This is a genomic window from Algoriphagus formosus, assembly GCF_002807035.1.
GTDB classification, from domain to species: Bacteria; Bacteroidota; Bacteroidia; order Cytophagales; family Cyclobacteriaceae; genus Algoriphagus; species Algoriphagus formosus.
Map to the genome: position 1 here is coordinate 833,207 of NZ_NIUC01000001.1, position 26,503 is coordinate 859,709.

Below are 26,503 nucleotides of genomic sequence, written 5' to 3' on the forward strand. Positions count from 1 at the left end.
ATGAGTAAGCAATCCAGAAGATCTTTCATCAAAAAAAGCACAGCAGCAAGTCTTGGCATATCCGCCTTGGGAGCTGTAGGCTTTTCTGCAAAATCATACGGAAGAATCCTAGGCGCCAATGACAGACTGAATGTCGCCATCGCTGGACTTGGCAGAAGGTTGGGCGCTTTCTATGAACCTATCGCCATGAAGTCTTCCAATGTCAATCTTTTGTATCTCTGTGATGTGATGGATAGTCAACTCACAAGAGCTGCTGAAAACTTCTCCAAGCGGATTGACTATCAACCTAAGCAGGAAAAAAGTATTCTGAAAGTATTAGAAGACAAGGATTTAGACGTCTTGATTAATGCTACTCCTGATCATTGGCACGCACCGGGAACCTGGATTGCTCTGGAGCATGGAAAGCATGTCTATGTCGAAAAGCCCTGTTCTCACAACCCTAGAGAAGGAGAACTCCTGATCGCTTTGCAGAAAAAATATGGAAAAGTAGTTCAGATGGGGAATCAGCAACGGTCTGCTCCCGAAAGTCGTGAGATCATTCAGGCCATACATAATGGTGCTATCGGAAAAGCCTACAAGGCGATCGCTTTCTACAGCAATGCACGAGGTGAGGTAGTCAACCCCTCCCCAGCTCCCGTTCCGGAAGGTTTAGACTGGGAATTGTTCCAAGGACCTGCACCTAGAAAACCTTATACCCATGATACCTGGAACTACAACTGGCACTGGTACGGATGGGACTATGGCACGGCAGAAACAGGCAATAATGCCACTCATGAATTGGATGTAGCGAGATGGGCCTTGCAGGTTAATTATCCGGAGAAAGTAATGGTCGACGCCGCCAAGCTACACTTTCCCAATGATGGCTGGACTATGTACGATACCATGGAGGCTACTTTCAAATTCTCGGATAATAGCACAATCGTCTGGGATGGAAAAAGCCGAAACGGATACAATACCTATGGCTCGGACAGAGGTACGATTATTTATGGCTCAGAGGGTAGTGTTTTTGTCAATCGAGGAGGCTACAAACACTATGATAGAAGTGGTAAACTGATAAAAGACAGTTCGTCCGCTGGAAATGAAGCAGGAACAGCCCTTGGAGGTGGTGGAGACATGAGCACTCGACATGTGGCCAATTTCTTCAATGCCGTGCGCGGTACAGAAACCCAAAACTCCAATATTGAAGAAGGAGCTGTCAGTACTCTTTTATGTCATTTAGCTAATATTTCCTATCGGACCGGTGAGACACTAGAATGCGATACCAATTCTGGTCGCATCAAGAATTCCAAAAAAGCCATGGAGCTTTGGTCCCGAGAATATGAAAAAGGATGGGAACCACCGAAGGTTTGATTTCATTCTAAAAAGACGAAATACTCCATTACTTAATCACGATTAATTCGTCGAATTTAAAGTCTATCTGAGCATTAGCTACATAGCTTTTGCAATCAGATAGACTTTTTAGTTTTTAAAGTACAATAAACTGAATATCAAATGCTTCTATTCGAAATCGATTCCGTAAGATGCAATTTTTTGCTATTGATTTTAGCTTGAATTGGGGGTAAATTAAAATTCTTTAGTTAGTAACTCTAACAGAATATCTATCTATCAATTTACCCAAACCCAAAATAGTATGCATGCTAAAATTTACAGACCGTACTTAATGGTGCTGTTACTCTTATTTTCAGTAACAGTCACTGTGGCTCAAGAAAGCCAGGTGAACGGCACCGTAGTCGATGAGACAGGCACTCCCATACCGGGAGTTTCGGTATTACTTCAAGGTACCACTCGAGGAACAACCACAGATCTTGATGGAAAATATACCATAGAAGCTCCTTCATCAGGAGTGTTGATTTTCTCTTTTATCGGATACACGACTATAGAGGAAACCGTTGGAAATAGAAGTATCATTGATGTTCGTCTCGAGCCAGATCTTTCAGAATTGGAGGAAGTCGTGGTCGTGGGATATGGTACTCAGAAAAAAAGTCAGCTGACGGGTGCCATTTCATCTGTTGGAAATAAGGAAATCCAAGAATTACCTATCACCGATGCACGCCAAGCCTTGCAAGGTCGTGCCGCCGGGGTTGATGTGACTCAGGCAGGATCCAAGCCAGGCACTGCACCTCAAGTAAGAATCCGAGGTAGACGGTCCTTCAATGCATCCAATGAACCGCTTTATGTAATTGACGGAATTCCTACAGTGGGTGGATTGGAAGATATTAACCCCCAGGATATTACTTCGATGGAGGTTTTGAAAGATGCATCTGCTACTGCTATCTACGGCTCCCGAGGCGCAAATGGGGTAGTATTGATCACGACAAAAAGAGGCAGCACGGGCAAAACTGTTGTTTCAATTGACTCCTATTATGGGATCAGCGAGGAATTAGGCAGAATTGAAGTCTTTGACGGCCCAGGCTTTGCCGAATACAAAAGAGAGTCAAGAAGAGCTACGGGAAATTATCCTGACGGACCTGCAACACCTGATGCAGATGCTACGCTATTTGAACCTGTAGAACTTGAAAGCATAGCCTTAGGCAGAAGCACGGACTACATCGCAGGTTTGATGCGAACAGGAAGCATTCAAAGTCATCAAGTAAGTGTCAGTGGCGGAAATCAAAAGACTAGCTTCTTTGTCTCCGGAAACTATTTTAGAGATGTAGGTGTGATCAAAAATCAGGACTTTACCAGAGGTACTTTTAGAATAAACCTAGACCATCAAATCAATGATAAGCTGAGAATAGGCACCTCTACCCTAGTAACCTACAGCAAAAGAAATGGCGAAAACTTCAACCCACTGGGTGGCGCTTTGCAAGAAAACCCCCTGGGTAAACCCTTTGAGGATGATGGCACCCTGATCTTCCTTCCTACCTCAGATGGATTGCGTACCAATCCATTTGCAGAAATAGTACCCGGTGCTCAAATCGATGAAACCTTTAGAACCCGAATTTTCTCCAGTATTTATTTAAACTGGGAAATCACCAAAGGACTTACTTATAGATTCAATTTTGGTCCGGATTACACAGTCAGACGCTCAGGTAGATTCACAGGCTCTCAAACCAATGCAAGACGAGGAGGAGATGCGACAGCCAGTGTGAGCGATCGATTCAATCTCAATTATACTGTCGAGAATATCTTGACCTATGAGAAAAAATTTGGGACTGACCACAACTTAAATGTCACTCTTCTTCAATCATTTCAGCAGGATCGTTTTGAGCGAAGCGATATCAGTGTACTCGGAATTCCTGCGCCAACTCAATTGTATCATCGTTTAGGAGATGCCTCACAAATCACCGGAGCTAATACGGAACTGATAGAATGGGCACTTCTTTCCTACATGGGAAGAGTCAACTATGACTACAAAGGAAAGTATCTATTGACCGCTACCCTGAGAGCTGATGGAAGTTCTAGATTTGGGCAGAATAACCGCTTTGGATACTTCCCATCCATGGCTATTGGCTGGAATATGCATGAAGAGGATTTTATCAAAAATTCATCTTGGATAGACCAGTTGAAGTTCCGAGTAAGTTATGGTTCAATAGGTAACCAAGCGATTGTGCCTTATCAGACGCAGGCATTGCTAGGCAGAACTTCCTACGCTTGGGCAGGTGGAGGTTCGGCTGCATTTGGTTACCGTCCCAATACCATCGGAAACCCAGATCTTAGATGGGAAACCTCCACGACATTTAATAGCGGAATTGATTTCGCAATTTTCAAGAATAGGATCTTTGGTGCAATTGAATATTACGTCACTAATACTTCTGACCTATTGGCTCCACAGCCACTACCTAATTCAACAGGATTTGGTGGTTTTATCACTAACATCGGAAAAACTCAAAACCGAGGTATAGAGCTCAGCCTTTCTACTCTGAATATTGAGAAAGGAGACTTTTCTTGGTCAACAGACTTGATTTTCACACGAAACAGAGAAGAAATTCTTGAGCTTCCAAATGGTGACGATATTGCTGCAGGACGATTTATTGGTAGACCGCTTACCGTTTTTTACGATTTGCGAAAAGTTGGAATCTGGCAATTGGATGAAGCCGATTTGGCAAACTCCTTTGGAGATCGTCCGGGAGAAATCAAGATTGAAGATTTCAATGGAGATGGGAGAATCAATGCCAATGACCGTCAATTCTTAGGCTCGGCTGTTCCTGATTTCTCTATGGGGATGACAAACCGGTTCACCTTTAAGGACTTTGATTTCTCCTTCTTTATCTTCGGAAGATTTGGGTCTCTCATTCGCTCAGCCTTCCATGATAATTTCAATACCCTCTTTGGTAGATACAACAACTTAGCAGTAGATTATTGGACACCAACAAACCCGACCAATCTATACCCAAGACCCAATCAAAATCAAGAGCGTCCAAAGTACAACACTTCCATGTCTTACTTTGACGGTACATTCATCAAGGTCCGAAATATCAACATCGGTTACACTTTGAATGATGCCGCATTGAAGAAGATCGGATTCAACAGTCTACGAATCTTCTCCAGTATTCAGAATCCATTCATTTTCTCAGAATACCGAAGTGTACATAAGGGTATCGACCCAGAGACCTTTATCGATGGAGAACAAGGTGTCGAAGGCGGTGTGATTAATGCCAATATCGCGCCTCCTGTAGTTCAGTTTACATTCGGTATCAACGCCAAGTTTTAATCAACAATGAAGAATATTATGGAAACTTTGAACATAAAAAATATAGTAAAAAGAGCTGCTTCCTATAGTCTGATCAGTGCTTCCCTGCTTTTGGCAAGCTCTTGCGAAAATGCTTTGCAGGAGGATGTTATATCTCAAATTGGAACAGAATATCTAAACACTCCAAAAGGAATAGAGGATGCTGTGAATGCAGCCTACAGTACGATGAGAATCTGGTACGGCACCGAGAGAGGGAACAATCTGACTGAATTTGGTACAGACATCTATACCAACGGTGCTGATGGTGCCTGGAAATTTATGAATACCTACACCAACCAATTTGACACCCAAAACGGTCATGTCCGGGAATTATGGGATGAGCTTTACAGGGGAATCAATACTGCCAATTCAGTAATTGACCGTGCTCCTGAAGTGAGTGGACTGAATGAGGGGATCCGTAGCCAGCGAATCGCCGAGGCTAAATTTATTCGTGCGCACCATTATTTTCTTTTGGTACAATTATTTGGCCCGGTAGAACTTCGAATGAATGAGACTACCATTCCTACAAATGAAGTGAGCAGAACACCTGAATCGGAAATTTATGCGGCCATCATTCAAGATTTGGAAGAAGCTATTCCCAACTTGGAGGACAAAAGTGCATCTAGTGATTACGGAAGAGCAACTAAGTATGCTGCAGAGCACTTATTGGGAAGAGTATATGTGACCAAAGCCACCTCGTCTTCCGCAGCCGGAGACGATTATTCCAAAGCTGAAAATCTATTCAAAGACGTCATCAATAATTCTGGACTAAGGCTACTAGATGATTTTGCTGAGGTCCATGCCTTTGGAAATGAGATCAATGATGAAATCATTTGGTCTGTTCAGTATACTAGAAGTCCCCTTACCAACGGTGGAGGAAATAATGCTCATGTATTCTTCCTGATGGAATATGATACACAACCAGGAATGATTCGCGATACAGAGAACGGGCGACCATTCAAAAGATACCGCCCTACTGTATATGCTTTGGAAACTGTATTCCAAAATCGTGAAAATGACAGCCGGTACAAAAAATCCTTCAAGGACACCTACCTCTCTAACCGACCGGGAACTTACAATACCACTTTTGATCAGACAAAAAGTAGTTTGACCTTTACACAAGGTGATACAACCATGTTCCTCCCAGGATTTGAGATGTCTGAGGAAGAAATGGCAAAAAGACCTTATCAGGTATTGGTTCCTAGCCGCTATGACGAGAAACTCTTTCCAGCTCTAACCAAGCATCTCGATCCGGGAAGAGTGGACCGTACGCAGTTCCAAGGGGGAAGAAATTACCTGGCAATGCGGCTTGCGGATACCTACCTCCTACTTGCAGAAGCTCAGTTCCGTCAGGGAAAAATTGCTGAAGCAACAGAGACCATCAATATGGTCAGAAGAAGGGCTGCTTGGCCTGGAAAAGAGTCTGAGATGGAGATTAGTCCAGATGAATTCACTTTTGAGTTTCTGATGGAGGAAAGAGCAAGAGAGCTTACAGGCGAACAAACTCGATGGTTAGATCTTAAAAGATGGGGCAACCTTGTCGAGAGAGTCCGACTCTTTAACCCACAAGGAGCACCAAATATTCAGGATTTCCATGTGTTAAGACCAATTCCTCAAAACCAGATAGATCGAGCTCAGGGAGGAGAATCAGCTTTCCCACAAAATCCAGGGTATTAAAACCGTGGTAAATGAAAAACCGCAATCAAAAATTTGATTGCGGTTTTTTGTTTATCGATCTTCAGTTTATCTAACCATGGTTGACTCACGAATCTGAATTTGGCTGGGGATGACAATGATCTGATCTAAAAAATCAGGTTGTCTTGGACGGGTCAGTTTCTTAATCAAAAGCTTGGCACATTCCTGCCCGATTGTCTCTGCAGGCTGAGTGATAGTGGTCAGGGATGGGTTCAAAATTCCTGCAATACTCATATTTGAAAACGTGATGATTTTCAGGTCATAAGGGATTTTCAAATTGGTTTTTCTGACGGCCTGATAGGTGGAGATAGCCAATTTTTCAACAGATGAGATAATTCCATCCGGGCGGTTCTCAGATTGCAATAATTTCAATATCAACTCGGTATTATCTTCATCGCTATGCTTGCAATAAAGGCTGAAAGTCGGTTCGGGAGTAAGGTTAGCCATTTTCAAGGCATCCAAATAGCCTCGGTAGCGTTCTTTTGTAATTGAAAGATCTTTGGACAAAGTCAGAAAGGCTATTTTCTTACAGCCTTGCTGGATCAAATGATTGGTGCCTTTATAGGCACTTTCATAGTCATTTGTAATGAATTTAGTGGTAGGTATTTCCCCACATATTCGGTCAAAAAAGACCAAAGGCAGCCCACGCTCATGGATTTTTTGAAGGTGTGAAGTATCACTCGTTTGGCTGGTCACGGACATGACTATTGCGTCAGCCCGGCCATTTTGTAAAAGTGAAAGGATTTTCTTTTCTTTTTCCACATCTTCGTGCGTGTTATACACTAAGAGATGATACCCATGCTCTTGTGCAATCTCTTCAATACCATCAATTACCTTAGCAAAAAAGTTATTGATTCGCTCAGGAATCACCACGGCAATGGTTCGGCTCTTATTTGCGCGTAAACTTCTGGCAAAAGGGTTAGGCTGATAATTTAACTTTTCGGCCATGCTAATTACCTTTTGCTTGGTAGCCTCAGAGATTTCATAGCTGTCATTCAAGGCTCGCGATACAGTCGAGGGCGCAAGATTTAGAGCCGCAGCAAGCTCTTTGATGCTGATTCCGGAATTCATGATCTAGTTATTTTGGGTAGATCTAAATTTAGAAATTCTTAAGTGAACTTCTCTTCAGATCCCTCCCAAAATACGAAAACGTTTGCGTAGTTTGATTATCAAAAGCGCCTTTAACCCAATAAATTAGAATCATCTTTTATTTAGAATTCAATATGAGCCAGGCATTCACTATCGACAAGTTCATCAATGAACATTTTCTTCTCCACAATGAATTTGCCCAACGACTATATCATCAATTTGCTGCTAATCAGCCAATCATAGATTATCACAATCACCTTCCCCCCGCTGAAATCCAATCCAACCGGCAATTTGAAAACCTGAGTCAAATCTGGCTGGCCGGAGATCACTATAAATGGCGTGCCATGCGTACGCTCGGCATTAATGAAAACTATATCACTGGAAATGCCTCAGATTGGGAAAAATTTGAAAAATGGGCTTTCACCGTTCCTTACACAGTCAGGAATCCATTATATCATTGGACGCATCTGGAATTGCAGCGCTACTTCGGAGTGGAGGAATTATTATCTCAAGAGAATGCAAAATCAGTCTATGAGACCTGTAATGAGCAACTTGCACAACCTGGATTTACAACACAAGGACTGCTATCCAAGATGAACGTGGAGGTGGTTTGCACGACCGATGACCCTACGGATAGCCTAGAAAACCACAGACAATTTTCACAGTCCGATTCTACCATCCAGATGTATCCAGCTTTCAGACCTGATAAAGCCTATTCGGTAGAAAATCCTTCAATTTACAATACGTACCTAGAGAAGCTGGAAAAGCAAGCGGGATTAAAAATTCAGTCATACGAAGACCTTCTAGCTGCACTTCAAAACAGAATTGACTTTTTCCACGCAAATGGATGTCGGCTTTCTGACCATGGACTGGAGCATTTGGTCTTCTTTCCTACTGAAAGATTTAACATTGAAAAGCTATTTCAAAGCATTCGTTCAGGTCAAAGCATTCAACCTAAAGAAATCCAGTATTTCAAATTCAAAACGCTTCAGGCTCTTTGTAAAATGTACCATGCAAAAGGCTGGGTGCAGCAGTTTCATCTTGGGGCTTTGCGAAATACAAACACCCGTCAATTAAGTACCCTAGGGCCCGATACTGGCTTTGATTCGATTGGGGATTTTGAACAGGCAAAAGCTCTGGCAGGATTCTTAAATTCCCTTGATGAGACAGACCAACTTTCGAAAACCGTCCTTTATAATCTCAATCCAAGAGACAATGAAGTCTTTGCTACCATGACGGGAAATTTCAATGATGGAAAGATCAAAGGCAAATTGCAATTTGGCTCTGGCTGGTGGTATCTCGACCAGATTGATGGGATGGAAAAACAACTCAACACGCTTTCCAACATGAGTCTCCTCTCCTGCTTTATCGGTATGCTGACGGATTCTAGAAGTTTTCTCTCTTTTCCCAGACATGAATATTTCAGGAGAATTCTATGTAACCTCATCGGAACTGATGTAGAAAAAGGTCTTCTTCCGGCAGATGAAGCTTGGTTAGGAAAAATTGTAGTGGATATCTGCTATCACAATGCTAAAAATTACTTTGATTTTTCACCGGATAATTTTCAAGTTTAGGGATGACAAAAAACCTATTTGACCTAGCAGGAAAGAAAATCGCGTTTTCGGGAGCTACCGGAGTGCTGGGAAAAAGCATGAGCCTCCACCTAGCAAACCAAGGTGCCGAACTATTGATTTTGGGAAGAAATCCTGAAAAAACAGAAGCACTCGTCAAGGAAATCGAAAATAACGGAGGGAAAGCAAAGGCCTACATCTGTGATGTCATGGATTGGGAAAGTGTAGAAAGTGCTGCGAAAGAGATTGAGAGTGAACATGACTCATTGGATATTCTCATAAATGCCGCAGGAGGAAATATGCCAGGAGCAGTGGTGACACCAGACCAAAATTTCTTAGACCTAGACCTTCCTTCCCTTCGGAAGGTAATGGATCTCAACTACTTGGGAACAGTACTCCCTATCAAAGCACTCCTTCCATTAATGCTCAAAAACAACCGAGGCAACATATTGAATATCAGCTCTATGGCCGCTTCTCGCCCGATGACTCGTGTCATGGGCTATGCTTCTGCAAAGGCTGCAATTGACAACTTGACCAAATGGCTATCGGTGGAGTTAGCGACTAAGCATGGTCCCCAGTTTCGTGTGAATGCAATCGCACCAGGTTTTTTCCTGACAGAACAAAACCGCACGCTTCTGACTGAAAATGACGGAAGTTTGACTAGCCGGGGCAATCAAATTATCACTCACACTCCAATGAATCGATTCGGTGAACCGGACGATTTGTTAGGCACTTTGCAATGGCTTTGTTCAGATGCATCCGCCTTTGTGACAGGAACCATTGTACCAGTTGATGGTGGATTTAGTGCCTACTCGGGAGTGTAAATTCAATCTTAAACCCAAAACAATCAAACTATGATTCCTAGAATGGAACAAACCATGCGATGGTATGGGCCTAATGACCCTGTCAGCCTTCGCTATATTCGACAGGCCGGAGCTACTGGCATTGTCACGGCTCTCCATCACATTCCAAACGGAGATGTTTGGTCGATTGAGGAAATCAAGAAGCGAAAAAGAATCATTGAGGATGCAGGCTTGACTTGGTCAGTAGTCGAATCCGTGCCTGTACATGAACGGATTAAAACCCGAACTGAAAACTATCTCCAGTTGATCGAGAATTACCAGCAAACGCTGCGAAATTTGGCATCAGAGGGAATTTACACGGTTTGCTACAACTTCATGCCTATCTTGGATTGGACTCGCACGGAGCTTTACAAAGAGCTTCCAAACGGTGCAAAGGCATTGTTTTACGAAAAAAAGGCAGTTCAGGCTTTTGATCTGTTTATCCTAGAGCGAGAGGAAGCCTTCAATGAATATTCGGCAGCAGAAATAGAAGAGCTCAAGAAATATTATCATTCCCTTTCCCCAGAAAAGCATCAGCTTATTATTGATAATATTCTGAAAGGTCTGCCAGGTTCAGAGATTGGCTATACCTTGGATGAGTTTAGAGACATGCTGAAGACCTATGATGGAATTGATGAGAAAAAACTTCAGGAGCATTTACGATTATTTTTGGATGCCATTGTACCTGTAGCCGAGGAGGTGGGAATATACCTGACGATCCATCCTGATGACCCTCCTTTTAGCCTGTATGGACTTCCAAGAATAGTATCCACAGCCGCTGATGCCCGAAGGATTATCCAAGATAATCCAAGTCCTCATAATGGCTTTTGTTTTTGCACAGGTAGCTATGGTGTGCGACCTGACAATGATCTGATCGCGATGATCCGTGAATTTGGTGACCACATCAATTTTATTCACTTACGCAGCACCAAACGCGATGCAGACGGAAACTTTATGGAAGACAATCATCTCACCGGGGATGTGCCAATGGCTGCAGTCGTAGACGAACTCCTACAAGTACAAGAAAAAAGACAAAAGAGCATCCCCATGCGACCCGATCACGGTCATCAGATGCTCGATGATTTGGAAAAAAAGACCAATCCGGGCTATTCTGCAATTGGAAGATTAAAAGGTTTGGCTGAAATTAGGGGATTAGAGGAAGCTCTGATTTACCAAAAAAGCAAATGACTGAAAAAGAAAAAATGATCGCCGGCCAACTCTATCAAGCCGGCGATCCTGTTTTGGAAGCAGAAAGGCTTCATGCACGAAAACTTTTAAAAGAATTCAACGATTCAGACCCCGAGAATAAGGACAAGCGCCAAATGCTACTTGAAAATCTGCTTGGTGAGATTGGGGAAGGACTTTGGATCGAGCCTCCCTTTTTTTGCGATTATGGGTATAATATCAAAGTTGGAAATCAGGTATTTTTCAATTTCAATTGTGTGATCCTGGACGTGGTTCCCGTAGTCTTCGGAGATCGTGTTCTCGTTGGTCCCAATGTTCAATTTTACCCGGCTACCCATCCTTTGGATGCCAAAACCAGAGGCGAGCTTTGGGAGTATGGAACAGAAATCCATATCGGTTCGGATGTCTGGATTGGAGGCGGGAGTATAATCTGCCCTGGCGTAAAAATTGGTGATCGTGCGGTAATCGCTGCAGGAGCCGTCGTGACCAAGGATGTGGCCCCCGATACCCTCGTAGGAGGAAATCCAGCAAGAATCATCAAGGAATTAAAACAAGAATAGATCATGTCAGATTTTTACTCAAAAAAAGACCTCAACTTTCAGCTTTTTGATCACTTACAGGTGGAGAACCTGAGCCAACTAGCTTATTTCCAAGACCACAGCAAGGAGACCTTTGAAATGATTCTGGATGCCGCTGACCAAATCGCCTCCAAATCACTTCGGCCACTACTGACGGAGATGGATCGTCAAGAGCCCCAGCTTGAAAATGGATCCATCAAAATACACCCCGGTATGAGACCGATCTTGAAACAATTTGGTCAAGATGGATGGATTAATGCGACTTTCAGCTATGAAGAAGGTGGACAGCAACTTCCTTGGACCCTTCATCTGGCTGCTGGGTACATTTTGCAGGCAGCGAATTATTCCGCTTCTGTTTTCCCATTTTTGACCACAGGAGCGGCCAATTTGATTCGCACTTTTGGATCAAGCGCTTTAGTCGAACGCTTCACCCCAAAGATGTACGCCGGAGATTGGCAAGGAACCATGGCCTTGACTGAGCCTGATGCGGGAAGTTCGCTTTCTGATATTTCCACTACCGCCTACCCTACCGAGACCCCGGGAGAGTATCGGATTAAAGGTCAGAAAATTTACATTTCCTGTGGTGATCATGACGCCTGCGAAAACATCATTCATCTGATGCTAGCGAGAGTGGAAGGTGCTCCCGCTGGCACCAAAGGGATTTCTTTGTTTGTGGTACCCAAGATCATTCCCGAGACAGGTGAATCAAATGATGTGCTCACCGAAGGTCTTTACCACAAAATGGGCTACAAAGGCGCGCCGATTGCCCACCTCATGATCGGATCCAATGAAAAGACCATTGGGTTTTTGGTTGGGGAGGAAAATATGGGACTGAAATATATGTTCCAAATGATGAATGAGGCTAGAATAGGCGTAGGGATGAATGCAGTGGCGATTGCTCAGGCTGCTTATCAAGCTTCTTTGGCCTATGCCAAGGAGCGTCCCCAAGGAAGAAAAATCACAGAAAAGGATCTTTCCAAACCTCAAGTTCCGATCATTGAGCATGCAGATGTGAAGCGGATGCTTTTATTCCAAAAGAGCATTTCGGAGGGTTCTTTGGCACTCTTGCTATATGCATCTAGACTGATGGATGAAACGATCCACGAAACTATTCCGGATCGAAAAAAGGAAAAGCATTTGCTCTTAGAATTGCTGACGCCTATCGCAAAAAGCTACCCTTCCGAAATGGGGGTTTTAAGTACTTCGGCAGCGGTGCAGGTACTTGGAGGAGCAGGGTATACACAAGACTTTCCGGTGGAACAATATTACCGGGAGGCTCGAATTCACCCCATTCATGAGGGGACGACAGGTATTCATGGATTGGATCTTTTGGGAAGAAAAATTTTCCTTGAAGATGGGCTAGGTTGGAAAATGCTGTACCAGGCCATCGAAAAAGACATCAAAACCTACCAAGGCCCTGAAGATGTATTGTTACTCTTTGATCAGGCTTGGAAAAAATCACAGGATACTGCTGGGACATTACTGCAAAAAGCCCAGGAAGGACCAGAGATTTTCTTGGCAGATGCTAGTCTCTTTTTGGAGCTTTGTGGAGTATTGTGTGTAGGCTGGATGTGGCTGAGACAAACTCACGTCGCAAGTCAAATGATAGATAAAGAAAATGCTGATACTGCATTTCTACATGGGAAAATAGAGACGGCTCGCTATTTCATGGAATATGAACTACCAAAAATCCATTCCATCGCCAAGCGCCTTCATTCAAATGCATACCCTACCGTAAATATGCGTTCCTATTGGTTTTGATTGAATTTTGGATTTCTCTCATAGACTTTAGAAACAATTCTTTATTTTCACCCAAATTTTGAATATAAATGAAACGAGTTTTAGTAAGTGGTGGTGGAGGATTTCTCGGTAGCCACCTTTGTGAGCGTTTGCTCAAAGAAGGAAATGAGGTGTTGTGCGTTGACAATTTTTTCACCGGAAACAGAAGAAATATCCATCACCTCCTCGATGATAAAAATTTTGAACTTCTAAGACATGATGTCACTCACCCGCTCTATGTAGAGGTTGATGAAATTTACAATTTGGCATGTCCTGCTTCCCCCATTCATTATCAATTTGATCCGGTACAGACTACCAAAACATCTGTGATTGGAGCGATGAATATGCTTGGATTAGCAAAAAGATTAAAAATCAAGATCTTACAAGCCTCAACCTCTGAGGTTTACGGAGATCCAGAAGTTCACCCACAACCAGAGTCTTACAGAGGAAATGTTAACACGCTGGGACCACGAGCTTGCTACGATGAAGGAAAACGATGTGCGGAGACGCTCTTTTTTGACTATCACCGCCAGCATGGAGTAGATATCAAGGTCATGCGTATTTTCAACACCTACGGACCAAGAATGCACCCAAATGACGGACGAGTGGTCAGTAATTTCATCGTACAGGCATTGAAAGGTCAGGATATCACCATCTACGGAGATGGAAAGCAAACCCGCTCATTTTGCTATGTGGATGATAACATCGAAGGGATGTATCGTCTGATGAATTCGAGAGATGGATTCACAGGTCCTGTGAATATTGGAAACCCCGGAGAATTCACGATGCTAGAGTTGGCAAATTTGGTTCTGGAACTTACAGAAAGCAAAAGTAAGCTAGTCTTCATGCCCCTTCCCCAAGACGATCCCATGCAACGAAAGCCAGTCATTGACCTAGCGAAAAAAGAACTGGGATGGGAACCAACAGTACCACTTAGAGAAGGACTCGTAAAAACCATTGACTATTTCAGACAGATCGTTTGATACTTTCAAAATCCCGCTTTTAATGGCGGGATTTTTTTTTGATTTAGCGGCAAGATTTGATCCTAATCAGACAATCTTTATTTTTCAAAAAAATATCACCCCATGAAAAGACTATTTACGCTAATATTTCTTTTTGTTTGTGCTCAAAGCTTCGGACAATCACCTCAGCAATCTCAACTGGAATCATGGACAGAGGAGTATTGGCAACACGGTTTGAATTTGCTCACTGAGATTGTAAAAATGCCCAATGATGCAGTCTATACTGAGCAAATAGAAACGAATATTCAATGGTGTGAGGAGCAATTTGAAGCAAGAGATTGGTCCTATGAGCGGCTTTCTACGGGAGGAATCCCAATTCTTTTAGCTCAAAAAATCAATCCAGATGCAAATACTACTATCCTTTTTTATTTTCACATTGATGGACAAGCAGTAGACAGAAGCCAATGGGATCAACCGGATCCTTATATCCCGGTCTTAAAGGAAAAAGACGACATTGGAAATTGGAAAACGATAGATTTTCAAAGGCTGCAATCGGAATACAATCCAGATTGGAGAGTTTTTGCTCGATCCACCTCAGATGACAAGGGACCTTTTGCTATGTTTTTGACAGCATGGGATATCCTAAGAGAAAAAGAAAACTTACCAGATTATTCTGTCAAAGTGATTTTGGACTTTGAAGAAGAGCAAGGATCGCCAAATCTTCCGGATGCTGTCGTGAAATACAAAGACAAACTTGCTGCCGAACTAATGCTAATTATGGACGGCCCTAGACATAGCTCAAATCTTCCCACTTTAACTTTTGGGGCGAGAGGAATAGCCCAGATGACCTTGACAACATTCGGCCCGAAATTACCTCAACATAGCGGTCATTATGGAAACTATGCTCCCAACCCTGCCCTTCTACTTTCTCAATTATTGGCAAGTATGAAGGATGAGGATGGACGGGTCAGTATTCCAGGATATTATGATGGTATTGAACTGAGCGAACAAGAAAAAGTAATCCTTGCGGCAGTTCCTGATAATGATGAAGCGATCCAAAAGCGTCTAGGGATTGGAAGAACTGATCAAGTGGGAAATACTTATCAGGAAAGTATTCAGTATCCATCCCTCAATATTAGAGGGATGCGATCTGCCTGGGTAGGCCCTGAAGCTAGAACTATCGTCCCTGCTACTGCATTAGCTGAAGTTGACATACGCTTAGTTCCAGAGTCAGACCCAGAGCGACTTTTCTCACTGATTCGCAAGCATATTCAAGACCAAGGCTTCCACATTGTAGAAAGTGATCCAAGCGATGAAGAAAGACTTCAGTATCCAAAAATCGTGAAGCTTGAAAGTAAGATTTCCTATCAAGCATTTCGAACTCCGCTAGATTCCTATGCCGGCGATTGGCTGCGGTCAGCTATGGATAGAGCCTTTGGTCAAGAACCCATTCAGATCCGAATATCAGGAGGGAGTATCCCGATTTCACCTTTCGTAGATGCCTTGAAGATTCCTGCTGTTACTATTCCTACTGTCAATGCAGACAATAATCAGCACAGCCCCAATGAAAATATCCGGCTTGGAAATTACCGGGAAGGAATTCAGACGATTTTGAGTGTTTTGACGGAGCCCAGCAATAAATAATTACTTCAGAAAGCTATACAAGTATGGAGCCTTATGAGACCCTCCGGAATATAGCTTCTCGTGACGCTCCAGAATTCCTAAACTCAGCATCTTGCGTTGGAAATTAGCTCGATTGAGCTTTTCTCCAAGGATAGCTTCATAGACCTGCTGGAGCTCTTTCATAGTGAATCTTTCAGGCAATAGATTGACTGAAAGTAGCTTTTGATCCAAATGGGTGCGAAGGTGCTCCAAAGCCTTCTGGACAATAAAATTGTGGTCAAAAAGCAGGTCAGGAATTGAATCTACATCATACCAATTGATCGAATCAGAAAGCGCGTCAGGTCTTGGTTCTACTTTCTCATAGTCAATCAAAGCGTAGTAACCCACTGAAACAAAGCGCTCAAAAAGCCAATGATCTTCTGGTACTACTTTTTCCTGAGAGGCCATGATTTTCCGCATGACTTCCGGCTTATTACGCTCCAAAGATCCAAATGTGTAAAACTGCTCGAGGTAAATATCATGAAGGCTGGTTCTTTCTCGCAAACCGCGCTTGACTGCTTCATCTAGTGGTTCATGAATTTTAACAAAGCCTCCCGGTAAGGCCAACCATCCTGTTTTATGGTATTCAATCAAAAGTATTTTTAGCTTTTCACCTGAAAACCCAAAAATGACAGAATCATATGCTAAATGAGGAATGTATTCCTCTCTTTTCAAAGTTGACATTCTTTGCTGAAAATTTATTCAAATAAATAGGATTTCAGTCAATTTCCAATTACTATTGTTTCAATCAGATACATTAAAACCAGAACTAATGAGGAAAGGCTGGATCACTTCACTCATTTTGATTTCATTGATGATTGGGTCAAAACAGATTTTAGCACAAGATAACTTTTCATTCCCAGTAAGAACTACCATTGCTACTGGAATCATCGAAGGGGAGTACAATACAAAAACCGAAATAGAAAAATATTTAGGGATTCCTTATGGACAGCCTCCTGTAGGCAACCTTCGATGGAAAGCTCCTCTTCCTGCCAAACCTTGGAACGGAGTTAAGGAAACAAGGAAATTTGGTCCTAGAGCAGTCCAAGCTCCTGTTTTTGGAGATATGAACTTCCGCTCGGATGGGATCAGCGAAGATTGCCTGTATCTAAACGTGTGGAGTCCATCTACAGAGACTGAAGAGAATCTTCCCGTATTGGTTTATTTCTACGGAGGAGGATTTGTAGCAGGAGATGGAAGTGAGCCTCGATATGATGGAGAAAGTATGGCGCAAAAAGGAATAGTAGTAGTGACAGTAAACTATCGTTTGGAACTTTTTGGTTTTTTTGCCCATCCCGAATTATCAGCAGAAAGTTCTTATAAAGGCTCCGGAAACTATGGGCTGCTAGACCAGAATTTAGCGCTGAAATGGGTAAATGAAAATATTGAAGCTTTTGGTGGTGATCCTTCCCGAGTAACCATAGCTGGCGAATCAGCTGGATCGATCTCCGTAAGTTATCAAATGGCTTCTCCCCTATCCAAAGATATAATTGCTGGAGCTATCGGGGAAAGCGGTGCCGGAATCAAGCCCACACTTCCTCCAGTTTCCTTATCAGAAGCGGAGAAAACCGGGAAAGAATTTGCTGAAAATGCGGGTGTTTACTCACTGGCCGAACTCAGAGCAATGTCTACGAAAGACCTTTACGAAATCTATCAAGAGTCTGAAAGATTTGGGTTTCCGGTTGTTATCGACGGTTACTTTCTACCCAAAACACTCCCAGAAATCTTCAAGGCCAAGGAACAAGCACAAGTTCCATTATTGGCTGGGTGGAATTCCGCTGAAATTCCAGGGGCGGCTTTTATGCAAGGAAAGCCTTACACCCAAGAAGCTTTCATCGAAAGAGTGAAAGCATCCTTTCCAAATGATTGGGAGGAGGTACTACAATTGCACCCCCACCAAACACCAGAGGAGGTCGAGCGCTCAGCAACGGATTTAGCCTCTGATCAATTCATCGCCTACAGCACTTGGAAGTGGCTGGACCTCCACTCCAAAAATTCCGACCAAGCGGTCTATCGATACCTTTATAGCAAACTTAGGCCTGAACTTAGAAACCCAGACCTAGTACCAGGATTAGCAGGTGGAACTATGGAGCGAGAAGGTCAAGAACCACCCAAGGCAATAGGAGCTCCTCACGCCTGTGAAATAGAATATGCTATGGGGAATCTCCACTTGGTTGAGGACTATGCTTGGGAGGCAGAGGACTATCAGGTTTCAGAACTCTTTCAAAATTACCTTGCAAACTTCATCAAATCCGGAAACCCAAACGGGGATTCATTACCAGAATGGCCAAACATGAAAGCTAATGAGACTAATCCGGCCTTTATCAACATCGACGTGCAAACAAAAATGGAGCGCTCTGATGTCGAAAAAAGGTATCAATTTCATGACCGCTTCTACGGAAATCGTTAAGCATCAAATACCCTAACTCCTGTTCACTCCCGCTAGCACCATTTTCAAAGTAGCGTAATCATACTTCCCATTAAAGTGCTCACGAAGTTCTTTCATCCCCGAAAACTTATCCAAACTTCCCATCACTTCCAAAATTACCTCAGCCGGCAGGCAATCTTCCAGTTCTATCCTACCAGCTGAGATTCCTTCTGCCAAATGTCCCTTGATAGTAGACTCGGCTAGGCCGCGCTCTAGGACTATTTCTGGGATTTTCTTTCCTGACTCGAACAACTGTAATGTCAATTCTACAGAGTCTCCTTTCTGACGTTTAGGCTTTGCAGAACTGGATTTTCTTCGACCGGTTTTATTCTTGATTTCGTGAATTTTTTCGCCAGCAATTGCTCGATTCTTTTGGATAAGTTGCTGCCTAAGTTGGACAAGGTCTTTCTCAAGGGCTGTCATTTTTCCAGAAACTTCACCTGCCAGAATACTAGATGTCAAAGCTCCGACCTTTCTTATTTGAAGCAATTTCCGAAATACTGACTGCTCTATCCCTTCCAGTCCCTCCAGATATTTCTTAGTGCGGGAAAAATTGGATACCATCTGAGCCTGAAGGTGAATTTTCTCCAGAATTTTAATTAAAATCTTTTCGTAATAAGCTGATCCCTTGGCGATTCGCTCATGAAGAAGTTTTTGATCTTGGCTTTGAAGCAGGTACAAGAGCTGTTGACGAAAACGCTCCGAATTACCTAATTCAGAGCGGAATTGTTCCTGAATCTCCGGGATCGCGCTCTGCATGGTTTCATCTTCAAATTCAAAAGATGACTCTTGGTCCTTGGCAAAGTAGGCTAAGTCTTTCAGCAGCGGTTCAAAATCAAATGTTTCTCGGACAAGTTTTTGAATAAAGTGATTTTGATGAAGATGGAGTAATTCATCCAATCGCTTTTGAGCTTTTGCTGAATGAGAAAAGTCTACAACAGATTTGTCTGAAAAAATAAGATCAGATTGGATACGACTTCTCAAGATCAAACCATCCAAACTCCTCAAGCGGCTCAGAGCAACATACACCTGACCCGGGGCAAAAGCCCTTCCCACATCGATGATTGCTTTATCAAAAGTTAAGCCTTGGCTTTTGTGCACAGTAACTGCCCAAGCCAATTTGACCGGAAAATGACTGAAGGTTCCTATAACTTCCTCATCCAATTCATTGGTCTGCGAGTTGACGACGTATTTCTTGTTTTCCCAAGTCTCTTTTCGAAGTAAAAAATCAGATCCGTCTCCATCCATTTCCACTCGAATTTCATCCTCAGAAAGCTCTTTTACTGTAGCCAGTTTACCATTGAAATAGAGTGAGAGACCTGAAGAATCATTTTTAATAAACATGATTCTTGCTCCTTCTCGAAGTTCTAGCTGCGCCGGAAGGGGAAAAAGTGATTCAGGGAAATCTCCCTCAACTTCAGCCTCATAAAAATAAGATTGGCCAGAAAGACCCTGCAGTTCTCGTTGATTGATTTGTTCCGCTTTGTAATTGTGAGTAGTAATGGTGATACAGTCCTTGATTTCCTTCGCTTCTGCTTCGCTTTTGAAATGTTGATTGAGAATTCGTACATCCTCAGCGGTCATCTGATTATCCCTCAGATGATTTAGTACTTGAATGAATGTTTCGTCTTGCTGTCTGAAGATTTTATCCAACTCCAAATAAACCATTCCCGACTGCTGTAAAGCCTTGGCTTCAAAAAAATGCATGGATTTATAAAACCGACTCAAGACCTGCCATTCTTCATCTCTGACAATCGGCGGCAGCTGATACAAATCACCGATCAACAAGACCTGTACACCTCCAAAAGGCTCCTGAAAATTACCCTTGACACTTTTTAGCCGATAATCGATCGCGTCCAGTATATCTGCCCTCAGCATGGAAACCTCATCGATCACCAGCAAATCTAAAGACCGAAGTACATTCTTTCTCGGCTGATTCAAAGGATGCTTTCTGGCAATAGTATGCTGGGTAAAAAATCCATATTTATCTGTGAAATTCCCCTCTGGTTCGCGAACCGGGAGGAAACTTCCCAATGGAAGCAAAAACTGTGAGTGAATAGTCACTCCTTTCGCATGAAGTGCGGCAATTCCAGTCGGAGCGACTACGATGTAGTTTTTATAAGTTTGATCAGCAAGACTTCGAAGAAAAGTCGTTTTGCCAGTACCGGCTTTTCCAGTCAAAAAAATAGGCGCCGCTGTGTTATTGACAAATTGGGCGGCCAAGGATAGCTTATCCGTTAATTCCTCTTTCATTAAACTAATTTATAAATAAAATGTGATTATTTGCGGTAGCAATCTCTGTGGGTTTTCTACTCTTAATGCACTCGACCAATTTAACCCCATCTATTTTGGTGACCAGAAGTAATTAAAGCAGATTATCCCTGAAAGTCATTTCTCTCCTCCTACATTTTTATTAACTTTAAGTAAATCAAAACTATATTTTTATTATGACTTTAGATGAAATTAAAGCAAAATTTAAAGAGGCCGTCGCTGAAGCGAAGGAAAAACTCGATGAACTGGAAGCCAAAAGAGAATCTCTTTCAGACGACCTGAAGGAGGAGTTTGATGAAAAAATGGCCCAGCTTAAAACCAAGAAAGATGAATTGGAAGCCAAGCTGGAAGAAATCGAAGATGATTCGGAGGATAAGTGGGATGAGTTTAAAGATAAACTTGGGGATGCATCTCAATCCTTCAAAGAAGGCTTCAAAAAGCTAGGAAGTTTATTTACTTAAATCTCAAGGGGCCTTTTTAGGCCTCTTCTTTTTTGATTGACTGGGAATAAAAATCTTTACCACACCAGCTGGCATAATCTCCATCACACCACCCTTGGTACTCTCCCAAATAAAATTGAAAGGGCCTCTATACATATTTCTCGTTGAGCTGTATGATGCAACCCGATAATTGCTCTTTTCGGGAAGATTCGTCGATCGCAGAGCAAGATTTCCTGCGAAAGTTTTGAGACCATTATTTCCATCATTTTCACCTTTTGCAGGGACAGCCATGGTGAAATTTTCATAATCGAAAGTCAATTCGTTTTGAGAACCAAATTCATTGGCATTCATAGCTAGGGCCAAGCGATGCAACTGTCCTGAATTGACTTTAACTCCTGCCAATGGTTCTGTAATTCTATTCAATTTATTCAACTCAATTCCCTCAAGACTTAACTGCAACTGAAAGGCTTCACTATCATAGGGTACTTGGAAATTTGCATTTAGCTTGGTTTCGCCAAGAAATTCAGCTTGAATCTCCATCGTCATTTTACGCGATTTTTGAAGAGAATCTACCGTCACAAAACCGAAGATTTGAGCATTCAAATTATGAAAGTCAATCAAGCCAGGAGTTGACTCACCTTTGGGTACTTCCAAATATTGGATATGGCTATTTTGAATAATCAGTGTATCCATATCCACCGGAAATGGAATGCTTTTTAGAAGTCCCGAAAAAAGCTTTTTCTTCTCTTCAACTGGCCTAGGTTTATTTTTATTTCTTAGGTCAACAAAAACCAGGCTATCCAAGACCATCTTTTCGGCAAAAGCTGACCACTTCCCATAGAGATCACTGCTCGCATCTATTCCTATAATCTGGAGTTGCTTCAATTCAACTTCAATCAGATCTTGCTGGTATTCCAATGCATTTGAGGATTCCAAAAGCCCTTCATCATACCTGACAGAAATATTCTCTAGCTTCATTTTCTTTCCTATCAAATCAAAATCTATCGAACCCAATTCAAAGGTTTGCTTTGTAGGAAGTGTCAATTTCAAATTCCTGAAGGAAGTGTTGATTTCATCTAATTCGAAAGGAACAATATGAGTGATAATTCTCCGATCTGTTCTTAAACCCCGAGCTCTAATATTAAAATCCGTAAATCCACCGATCCGTTTTAATTCTTCTTTTTTCAGAAATACCTCCGCAGTTCCATCCATTAATTGAAAATTCCGGATGGTACCTCTAGTGATAATATCTTCAAAAAAGCTCTGAAAAGCTTTGGTTCCCTCTTGTCCCTGAGTTTCTTGATCGGTTAGAGTCAGACGAAACGAAGGTTTAAACAAAATCAAATCCCCAATGATAAGCTCTCTCGAGATTAAAAAATCCCAAACCTGAAAATCGTCGAGGATAATTTGATTGATTGTTCCTCTAAAAACCACCTGAGCATCAGCCGCCACAGGGCTTAATTGGATGGTAGACAAGACGACTCGTCCTCGAATAATACTGACTTCTACATCCTCTAGATTCAAATCATAAGAGCGCTCAGGATTAGTATTGATGGTACTTTGTAGTCGCTCTTTGATTACTCTCACCAAGAAAAAATTCGCTGCAAAAAGCAAGGCTGCAAGTGCGAGAATTATCAAGAGTGGTTTTTTCACAGTCAATTATTAATGAGATATTTATATCATCCATTCAATTATGAAAGATGAAAAATTTTCTTCAGGTAATTTCACTGATCACCCTAGTTTCTTTGCCTATTTTAAACCCTATTTCCGTTTCGGCCCAAGAAAACATCATGAAAATACTGTCTTATAATATTTATCATGGTGAAGACCCTCTAAATCCAGGAAACTCCAATTTGGATTCATTAGCGGATTTTATCAATCAGCTCGGACCTGATTTGGTTTTACTTCAAGAAGTCGACAGCATGACCACTCGATCTGCTTCAATCTATGGAGTAAAAACAGATTTATTGGAGCTTTTGGCCTCAAAAACAGGGATGAAAAGTTACTTCGCGAAAGCTATGGATTATGCTGAGGGAGGCTATGGAGAAGGAATCCTTTTCAAAAAGGGTATTTCTTCGGAATCTATAATACTCCCAACCCCTGCAGGTGGAGAGCCTAGAGCTATGGCCTGGGTTGAGATTGAAATAGCAGGTAAGCAAATTGGCATAGGAGGCACTCATCTTTGCCATCAATTTGAAGACAACCGGGCCGCTCAGGTAAATGCAATCTTGGAATTTGCCTCCAAAAAAGAGATTCCAGTCATTTGGGGTGGCGACCTCAATTTCAAACCTAGCGATCCAGAATATTCCCAAATCCCCTCTAAATGGTCTGATGCTGCCCGTTTATCAAACAATAACTCGCCGACCTATTCCTCATCAAATGATTCAGGTCGGATAGACTACATCTGGTTCGAATCTGATCAATTCGAACTAGTGGAATATCAAGTATTCCAAGTAAATTACTCAGACCATTTTCCGGTATTAGCGACTTTCAAATTCAAATAATCATGACGAATAGACTTTGGATCCTTGGACTTTTATTCATCATTTTCTCCTGTCAAAAAGCTGAACAGGAAGTTGAAATCAAATGGCAAGAGTTATTTAACGGGAAAGATATTCAGGATTGGCAAATCAAGATTCGAAACCATCCTTTGAATGAGAACTACGCCAATACCTTTCGAGTCGAAGATGGAAATCTGAGTGTGCGCTATGACGGCTATGAAGATTTTGGGAATCAGTACGGCCATATTTTCTACAAGGAGCCGTTTTCTTATTACCTCTTACAAGTCGAGTATCGATTTATAGGTGATCAGGCACCTGGCGGTGAAGGTTGGGCATACAGAAATAGTGGTGCGATGCTTCACTCTCAAAATCCCGAATCCATGCTTCAGGATCAAGACTTCCCTATTTCAATTGAAGGCCAGTTTCTTGGAGGAAATGGGACAGATGAACGAAGTACCTGCAACCTCTGCACACCAGGAACAAATGTAGTCATGGGAGATACCCTATTCACTCCCCACTGTATCAATTCTAAATCAAAGACATTCCACGGAGATCAGTGGGTTCAGGCTAACTTCATAGTATTGGGAGCCGAAGAAGTGCATCATCTGATAGGAATGGATACAGTCCTAAGCTACTATCAGCCCCAAATCGGTGGTGGAATGGTCAGCCCAGTTGATTCTTTAGTCAAGATTGATGGTAAATTGTTAGAGTCTGGTTATATAGCTTTGCAAAGCGAAAGTCATCCCATTGATTTCCGAAGAGTTGCTCTGATCGATTTAAGTATGTTAAAAGCAGATAAGAAAGCGATGGCCAAGCTAATCAAAGAAGCTCTTGAGCTTAGCAAGATTGATCCTAATTGAAACCTTTCAATGATTCCCTGGGGAATTAAACCCGGACATTGGTCGTTCCACCACCAGCCAAGGTAATCGGAACAGGCTGGTTTTCTTTCCAGCTTCCTCCAGTGAAATCAGGAACATCGATGGAATTTGACCGATTGGCTACTGACCATTCACTTAACGGACTGATACAGCTCCAAAGCGCAGCATCATACACATCCTGATCAAGAGGAAGGCCATTTCTCAGACAATCTACCAATCTCCAATCCATCATAAAATCCATTCCGCCATGTCCTCCAATTTGCTTTGCCAGTTCCCCTACTTTTAGCACAATTTCAGGCGTATACTTTTTTTCCAACTCCTTCATTTCCTCCTCCTTCATCCAGCTATGACCTTTGGAAACTCTCGGTTGAGGATATTTTTGAGCAAATCCCTCGGTGCCACTGACTACATGCAATCGGCTATAGGGTCTAGGCGAAGTCACATCATGCTGAATCATAATGGATTTGCCTAGCTTCGTCTTCACAACCGTAGTATTCATGTTTCCTCGGTAAGACTTGGAAGCAAATTCTGTCCAAAAAACATCTTCCTGAGCCAATTCTTGGGCTTTCTTTTTCATTTGGAAATCATTCGAACTCAGAGAAGTCAAATAATCCATCTGATCTCCCCGATTGACATTCAGAATCTGACAAATGGGACCAAGACCATGAGTCGAATACAAATTTCCATTTCGGTAATTTTCCCTTAGCCTCCACATATTTTGATAGCCGGTATCCTTGTCAAAATTCAACCAAAGCAAATCATGAATATAGGCTCCTTCCACGTGCAAAACTTCACCAAAGAAACCCTCTCGAGCCATTTTCAAGGTCATCAATTCAAAGAAATCATAGCAGCAATTCTCCAGCTGCATACAATGCTTTTTGGTCCTCTCCGATGTCTCCACCAATTGCCAGCATTCATCCAATGTCCGCGCTGCAGGTACCTCTACGGCGGCATGCTTTCCAGCTTCCATAGCATAGACTGCCATAGGAGTATGCCATTCCCATGGAGTGGCGATATATATCAAATCCAAATCGGGCCGATCGCACATCTTTTTCCAAGAATAGGCATTACCTGAATATAATTCTGGCTTATGTCCCGTGCCTTCAAGAGATTTCTTAGCTTTTTCTGCGCGTTCAGGAATCAGGTCACAAAGTGCCTTGATCTCAACTCCCTCGATCTTACTAAGCCGATCTACGGCACCTGGCCCGCGCATCCCCAATCCTACAATTCCAATTCGTACAGTCTCCAACTTAGGGGCAGCATAGCCACACATATTGAATTGTTGATTTCTACTCGTGCCATATTGGGCCTCTAGAGGCAAAATTGATTTGGAAGATGCATGACCTGCACCAAAAAGGCCCATACCTAGAGCTCCTGCAGATTTCAAAAAGTCTCTTCTACGATTGGATTTCATTGCTTTGATCGGTTGATTGATTTGTCTAATTAAGGAAAAATCGATCAAAGTCTAAATTCATGAGATTATAATTTGTTTAAACGGTCTGAGCCTGTCCAGCACCAAAACTCAGTGAAGCATATCCTAGAAACAAGCATTCCCCATGTGTCTGTCTCGACATGGACTTTTCATATGCCAAATAAAAAAACCGGAAATAAAATATTCCCGGCTTTCCCAAACCTATTACGCATTATCTATAGTCTATGCTTTTGCTCGTGGGCAGGTATTCATTCCTACCAACGTGTATAAAGGGCAAAATCCAACGAGTGTGGTCAAGGTGAATACACCACCGACAACCAAGGCAATCACTCCCAAGGTACCAGTCACAGTACCGGAGAAATATAATCCAATCAAAACTGCGGCAATCACTAGGCGAATCGCTCTATCAGTCACTCCCATATTCTTTTTCATAACTCTTCGGGTTTAGGTCAATTGATTAAAATCATTGTCTAAAAATCCTAAAAGCCCACATCAATTACCATGACAAAAGTCACAGA

20 protein-coding genes are annotated in these 26,503 nt (G+C 42.4%); 14 read left to right on the plus strand and 6 right to left on the minus strand.

Annotation, left to right across the window (positions count from 1 at the left end; all coding sequences use genetic code 11):
- The 3 genes from CDH51_RS03745 to CDH51_RS03755 all read left to right on the plus strand — a co-directional run bounded on the left by CDH51_RS03745 (nt 1) and on the right by CDH51_RS03755 (nt 6,349).
- Entirely contained in the window at nt 1-1,350 is a 1,350-nt protein-coding gene (locus tag CDH51_RS03745; RefSeq protein WP_100627309.1) for a Gfo/Idh/MocA family protein, read from the plus strand.
- A gap of 280 nt (nt 1,351-1,630) precedes the next feature.
- Nucleotides 1,631-4,654: a SusC/RagA family TonB-linked outer membrane protein gene (locus CDH51_RS03750; RefSeq protein ID WP_100627310.1), complete on the plus strand. Its 3,024-nt coding sequence runs from the start codon at nt 1,631-1,633 to the stop codon at nt 4,652-4,654.
- 18 nt (nt 4,655-4,672) lie between these two features.
- Complete coding sequence (locus CDH51_RS03755; RefSeq protein ID WP_232724761.1) at nt 4,673-6,349, plus strand: RagB/SusD family nutrient uptake outer membrane protein; 1,677 nt, start codon at nt 4,673-4,675, stop codon at nt 6,347-6,349.
- Nucleotides 6,350-6,415: 66 nt separating this feature from the next.
- On the opposite strand, the gene CDH51_RS03760 is transcribed toward CDH51_RS03755, so the two are convergent.
- Nucleotides 6,416-7,438, minus strand: coding sequence for a LacI family DNA-binding transcriptional regulator (locus CDH51_RS03760; RefSeq protein WP_100627312.1), 1,023 nt, complete (start codon nt 7,436-7,438; stop codon nt 6,416-6,418).
- Nucleotides 7,439-7,590: 152 nt separating this feature from the next.
- On the opposite strand from CDH51_RS03760, the gene uxaC reads away from it, so the two are divergent.
- The 7 genes from uxaC (at nt 7,591) to CDH51_RS03795 (ending at nt 16,017) form a co-directional block, all read left to right on the plus strand.
- Complete coding sequence (uxaC, locus tag CDH51_RS03765; RefSeq protein ID WP_100627313.1) at nt 7,591-9,030, plus strand: glucuronate isomerase; 1,440 nt, start codon at nt 7,591-7,593, stop codon at nt 9,028-9,030.
- Nucleotides 9,031-9,032: 2 nt separating this feature from the next.
- Nucleotides 9,033-9,851, plus strand: coding sequence for an SDR family oxidoreductase (locus tag CDH51_RS03770; protein WP_100627314.1), 819 nt, complete (start codon nt 9,033-9,035; stop codon nt 9,849-9,851).
- A gap of 30 nt (nt 9,852-9,881) precedes the next feature.
- Entirely contained in the window at nt 9,882-11,057 is a 1,176-nt protein-coding gene (uxuA, locus tag CDH51_RS03775) for a mannonate dehydratase (protein ID WP_100627315.1), read from the plus strand.
- On the plus strand, nt 11,054-11,614 hold the full coding sequence (locus CDH51_RS03780) for a sugar O-acetyltransferase (RefSeq protein WP_100627316.1): 561 nt from the start codon (nt 11,054-11,056) through the stop codon (nt 11,612-11,614). Before uxuA ends, CDH51_RS03780 begins: the two co-directional genes overlap by 4 nt.
- 3 nt (nt 11,615-11,617) lie before the next feature.
- On the plus strand, nt 11,618-13,393 hold the full coding sequence (locus CDH51_RS03785; protein ID WP_100627317.1) for an acyl-CoA dehydrogenase: 1,776 nt from the start codon (nt 11,618-11,620) through the stop codon (nt 13,391-13,393).
- A gap of 68 nt (nt 13,394-13,461) precedes the next feature.
- Entirely contained in the window at nt 13,462-14,394 is a 933-nt protein-coding gene (locus CDH51_RS03790; RefSeq protein ID WP_100627318.1) for a UDP-glucuronic acid decarboxylase family protein, read from the plus strand.
- Between the two features lie 102 nt (nt 14,395-14,496).
- Nucleotides 14,497-16,017: a M20/M25/M40 family metallo-hydrolase gene (locus tag CDH51_RS03795; protein WP_100627319.1), complete on the plus strand. Its 1,521-nt coding sequence runs from the start codon at nt 14,497-14,499 to the stop codon at nt 16,015-16,017.
- On the opposite strand, the gene CDH51_RS03800 is transcribed toward CDH51_RS03795, so the two are convergent.
- Entirely contained in the window at nt 16,018-16,719 is a 702-nt protein-coding gene (locus CDH51_RS03800) for an NUDIX hydrolase (protein ID WP_100627320.1), read from the minus strand.
- Nucleotides 16,720-16,807: 88 nt separating this feature from the next.
- Here CDH51_RS03800 and CDH51_RS03805 point away from each other — a divergent pair, with 88 nt between their 5' ends.
- The gene (locus tag CDH51_RS03805) at nt 16,808-18,445 is read left to right on the plus strand and encodes a carboxylesterase/lipase family protein (protein WP_100627321.1); all 1,638 of its coding nucleotides are present in this window, start codon (nt 16,808-16,810) and stop codon (nt 18,443-18,445) included.
- A 12-nt stretch (nt 18,446-18,457) separates the two neighbouring features.
- Here CDH51_RS03805 and CDH51_RS03810 read toward each other — a convergent pair whose 3' ends face one another.
- Nucleotides 18,458-20,716, minus strand: a complete 2,259-nt coding sequence (locus CDH51_RS03810) for a helix-turn-helix domain-containing protein (RefSeq protein ID WP_100627322.1) — start codon at nt 20,714-20,716, stop codon at nt 18,458-18,460.
- A gap of 194 nt (nt 20,717-20,910) precedes the next feature.
- Here CDH51_RS03810 and CDH51_RS03815 point away from each other — a divergent pair, with 194 nt between their 5' ends.
- Nucleotides 20,911-21,195 (plus strand): sll1863 family stress response protein, encoded by a 285-nt coding sequence (locus CDH51_RS03815; protein ID WP_100627323.1) that lies wholly within the window; start codon nt 20,911-20,913, stop codon nt 21,193-21,195.
- A gap of 3 nt (nt 21,196-21,198) precedes the next feature.
- On the opposite strand, the gene CDH51_RS03820 is transcribed toward CDH51_RS03815, so the two are convergent.
- Complete coding sequence (locus CDH51_RS03820) at nt 21,199-22,827, minus strand: DUF748 domain-containing protein (protein ID WP_157807034.1); 1,629 nt, start codon at nt 22,825-22,827, stop codon at nt 21,199-21,201.
- Between the two features lie 47 nt (nt 22,828-22,874).
- On the opposite strand from CDH51_RS03820, the gene CDH51_RS03825 reads away from it, so the two are divergent.
- Nucleotides 22,875-23,678 (plus strand): endonuclease/exonuclease/phosphatase family protein, encoded by an 804-nt coding sequence (locus CDH51_RS03825; RefSeq protein WP_100627325.1) that lies wholly within the window; start codon nt 22,875-22,877, stop codon nt 23,676-23,678.
- A 2-nt stretch (nt 23,679-23,680) separates the two neighbouring features.
- The gene (locus CDH51_RS03830) at nt 23,681-24,535 is read left to right on the plus strand and encodes a 3-keto-disaccharide hydrolase (RefSeq protein WP_100627326.1); all 855 of its coding nucleotides are present in this window, start codon (nt 23,681-23,683) and stop codon (nt 24,533-24,535) included.
- Between the two features lie 25 nt (nt 24,536-24,560).
- On the opposite strand, the gene CDH51_RS03835 is transcribed toward CDH51_RS03830, so the two are convergent.
- Together CDH51_RS03835 and CDH51_RS03840 are read right to left on the minus strand one after the other, a co-directional pair.
- Nucleotides 24,561-25,967, minus strand: a complete 1,407-nt coding sequence (locus tag CDH51_RS03835) for a Gfo/Idh/MocA family protein (protein WP_100627806.1) — start codon at nt 25,965-25,967, stop codon at nt 24,561-24,563.
- A 240-nt stretch (nt 25,968-26,207) separates the two neighbouring features.
- Complete coding sequence (locus CDH51_RS03840) at nt 26,208-26,417, minus strand: YgaP family membrane protein (protein WP_026946028.1); 210 nt, start codon at nt 26,415-26,417, stop codon at nt 26,208-26,210.
- Between the last annotated feature and the right edge of the window lie 86 nt (nt 26,418-26,503).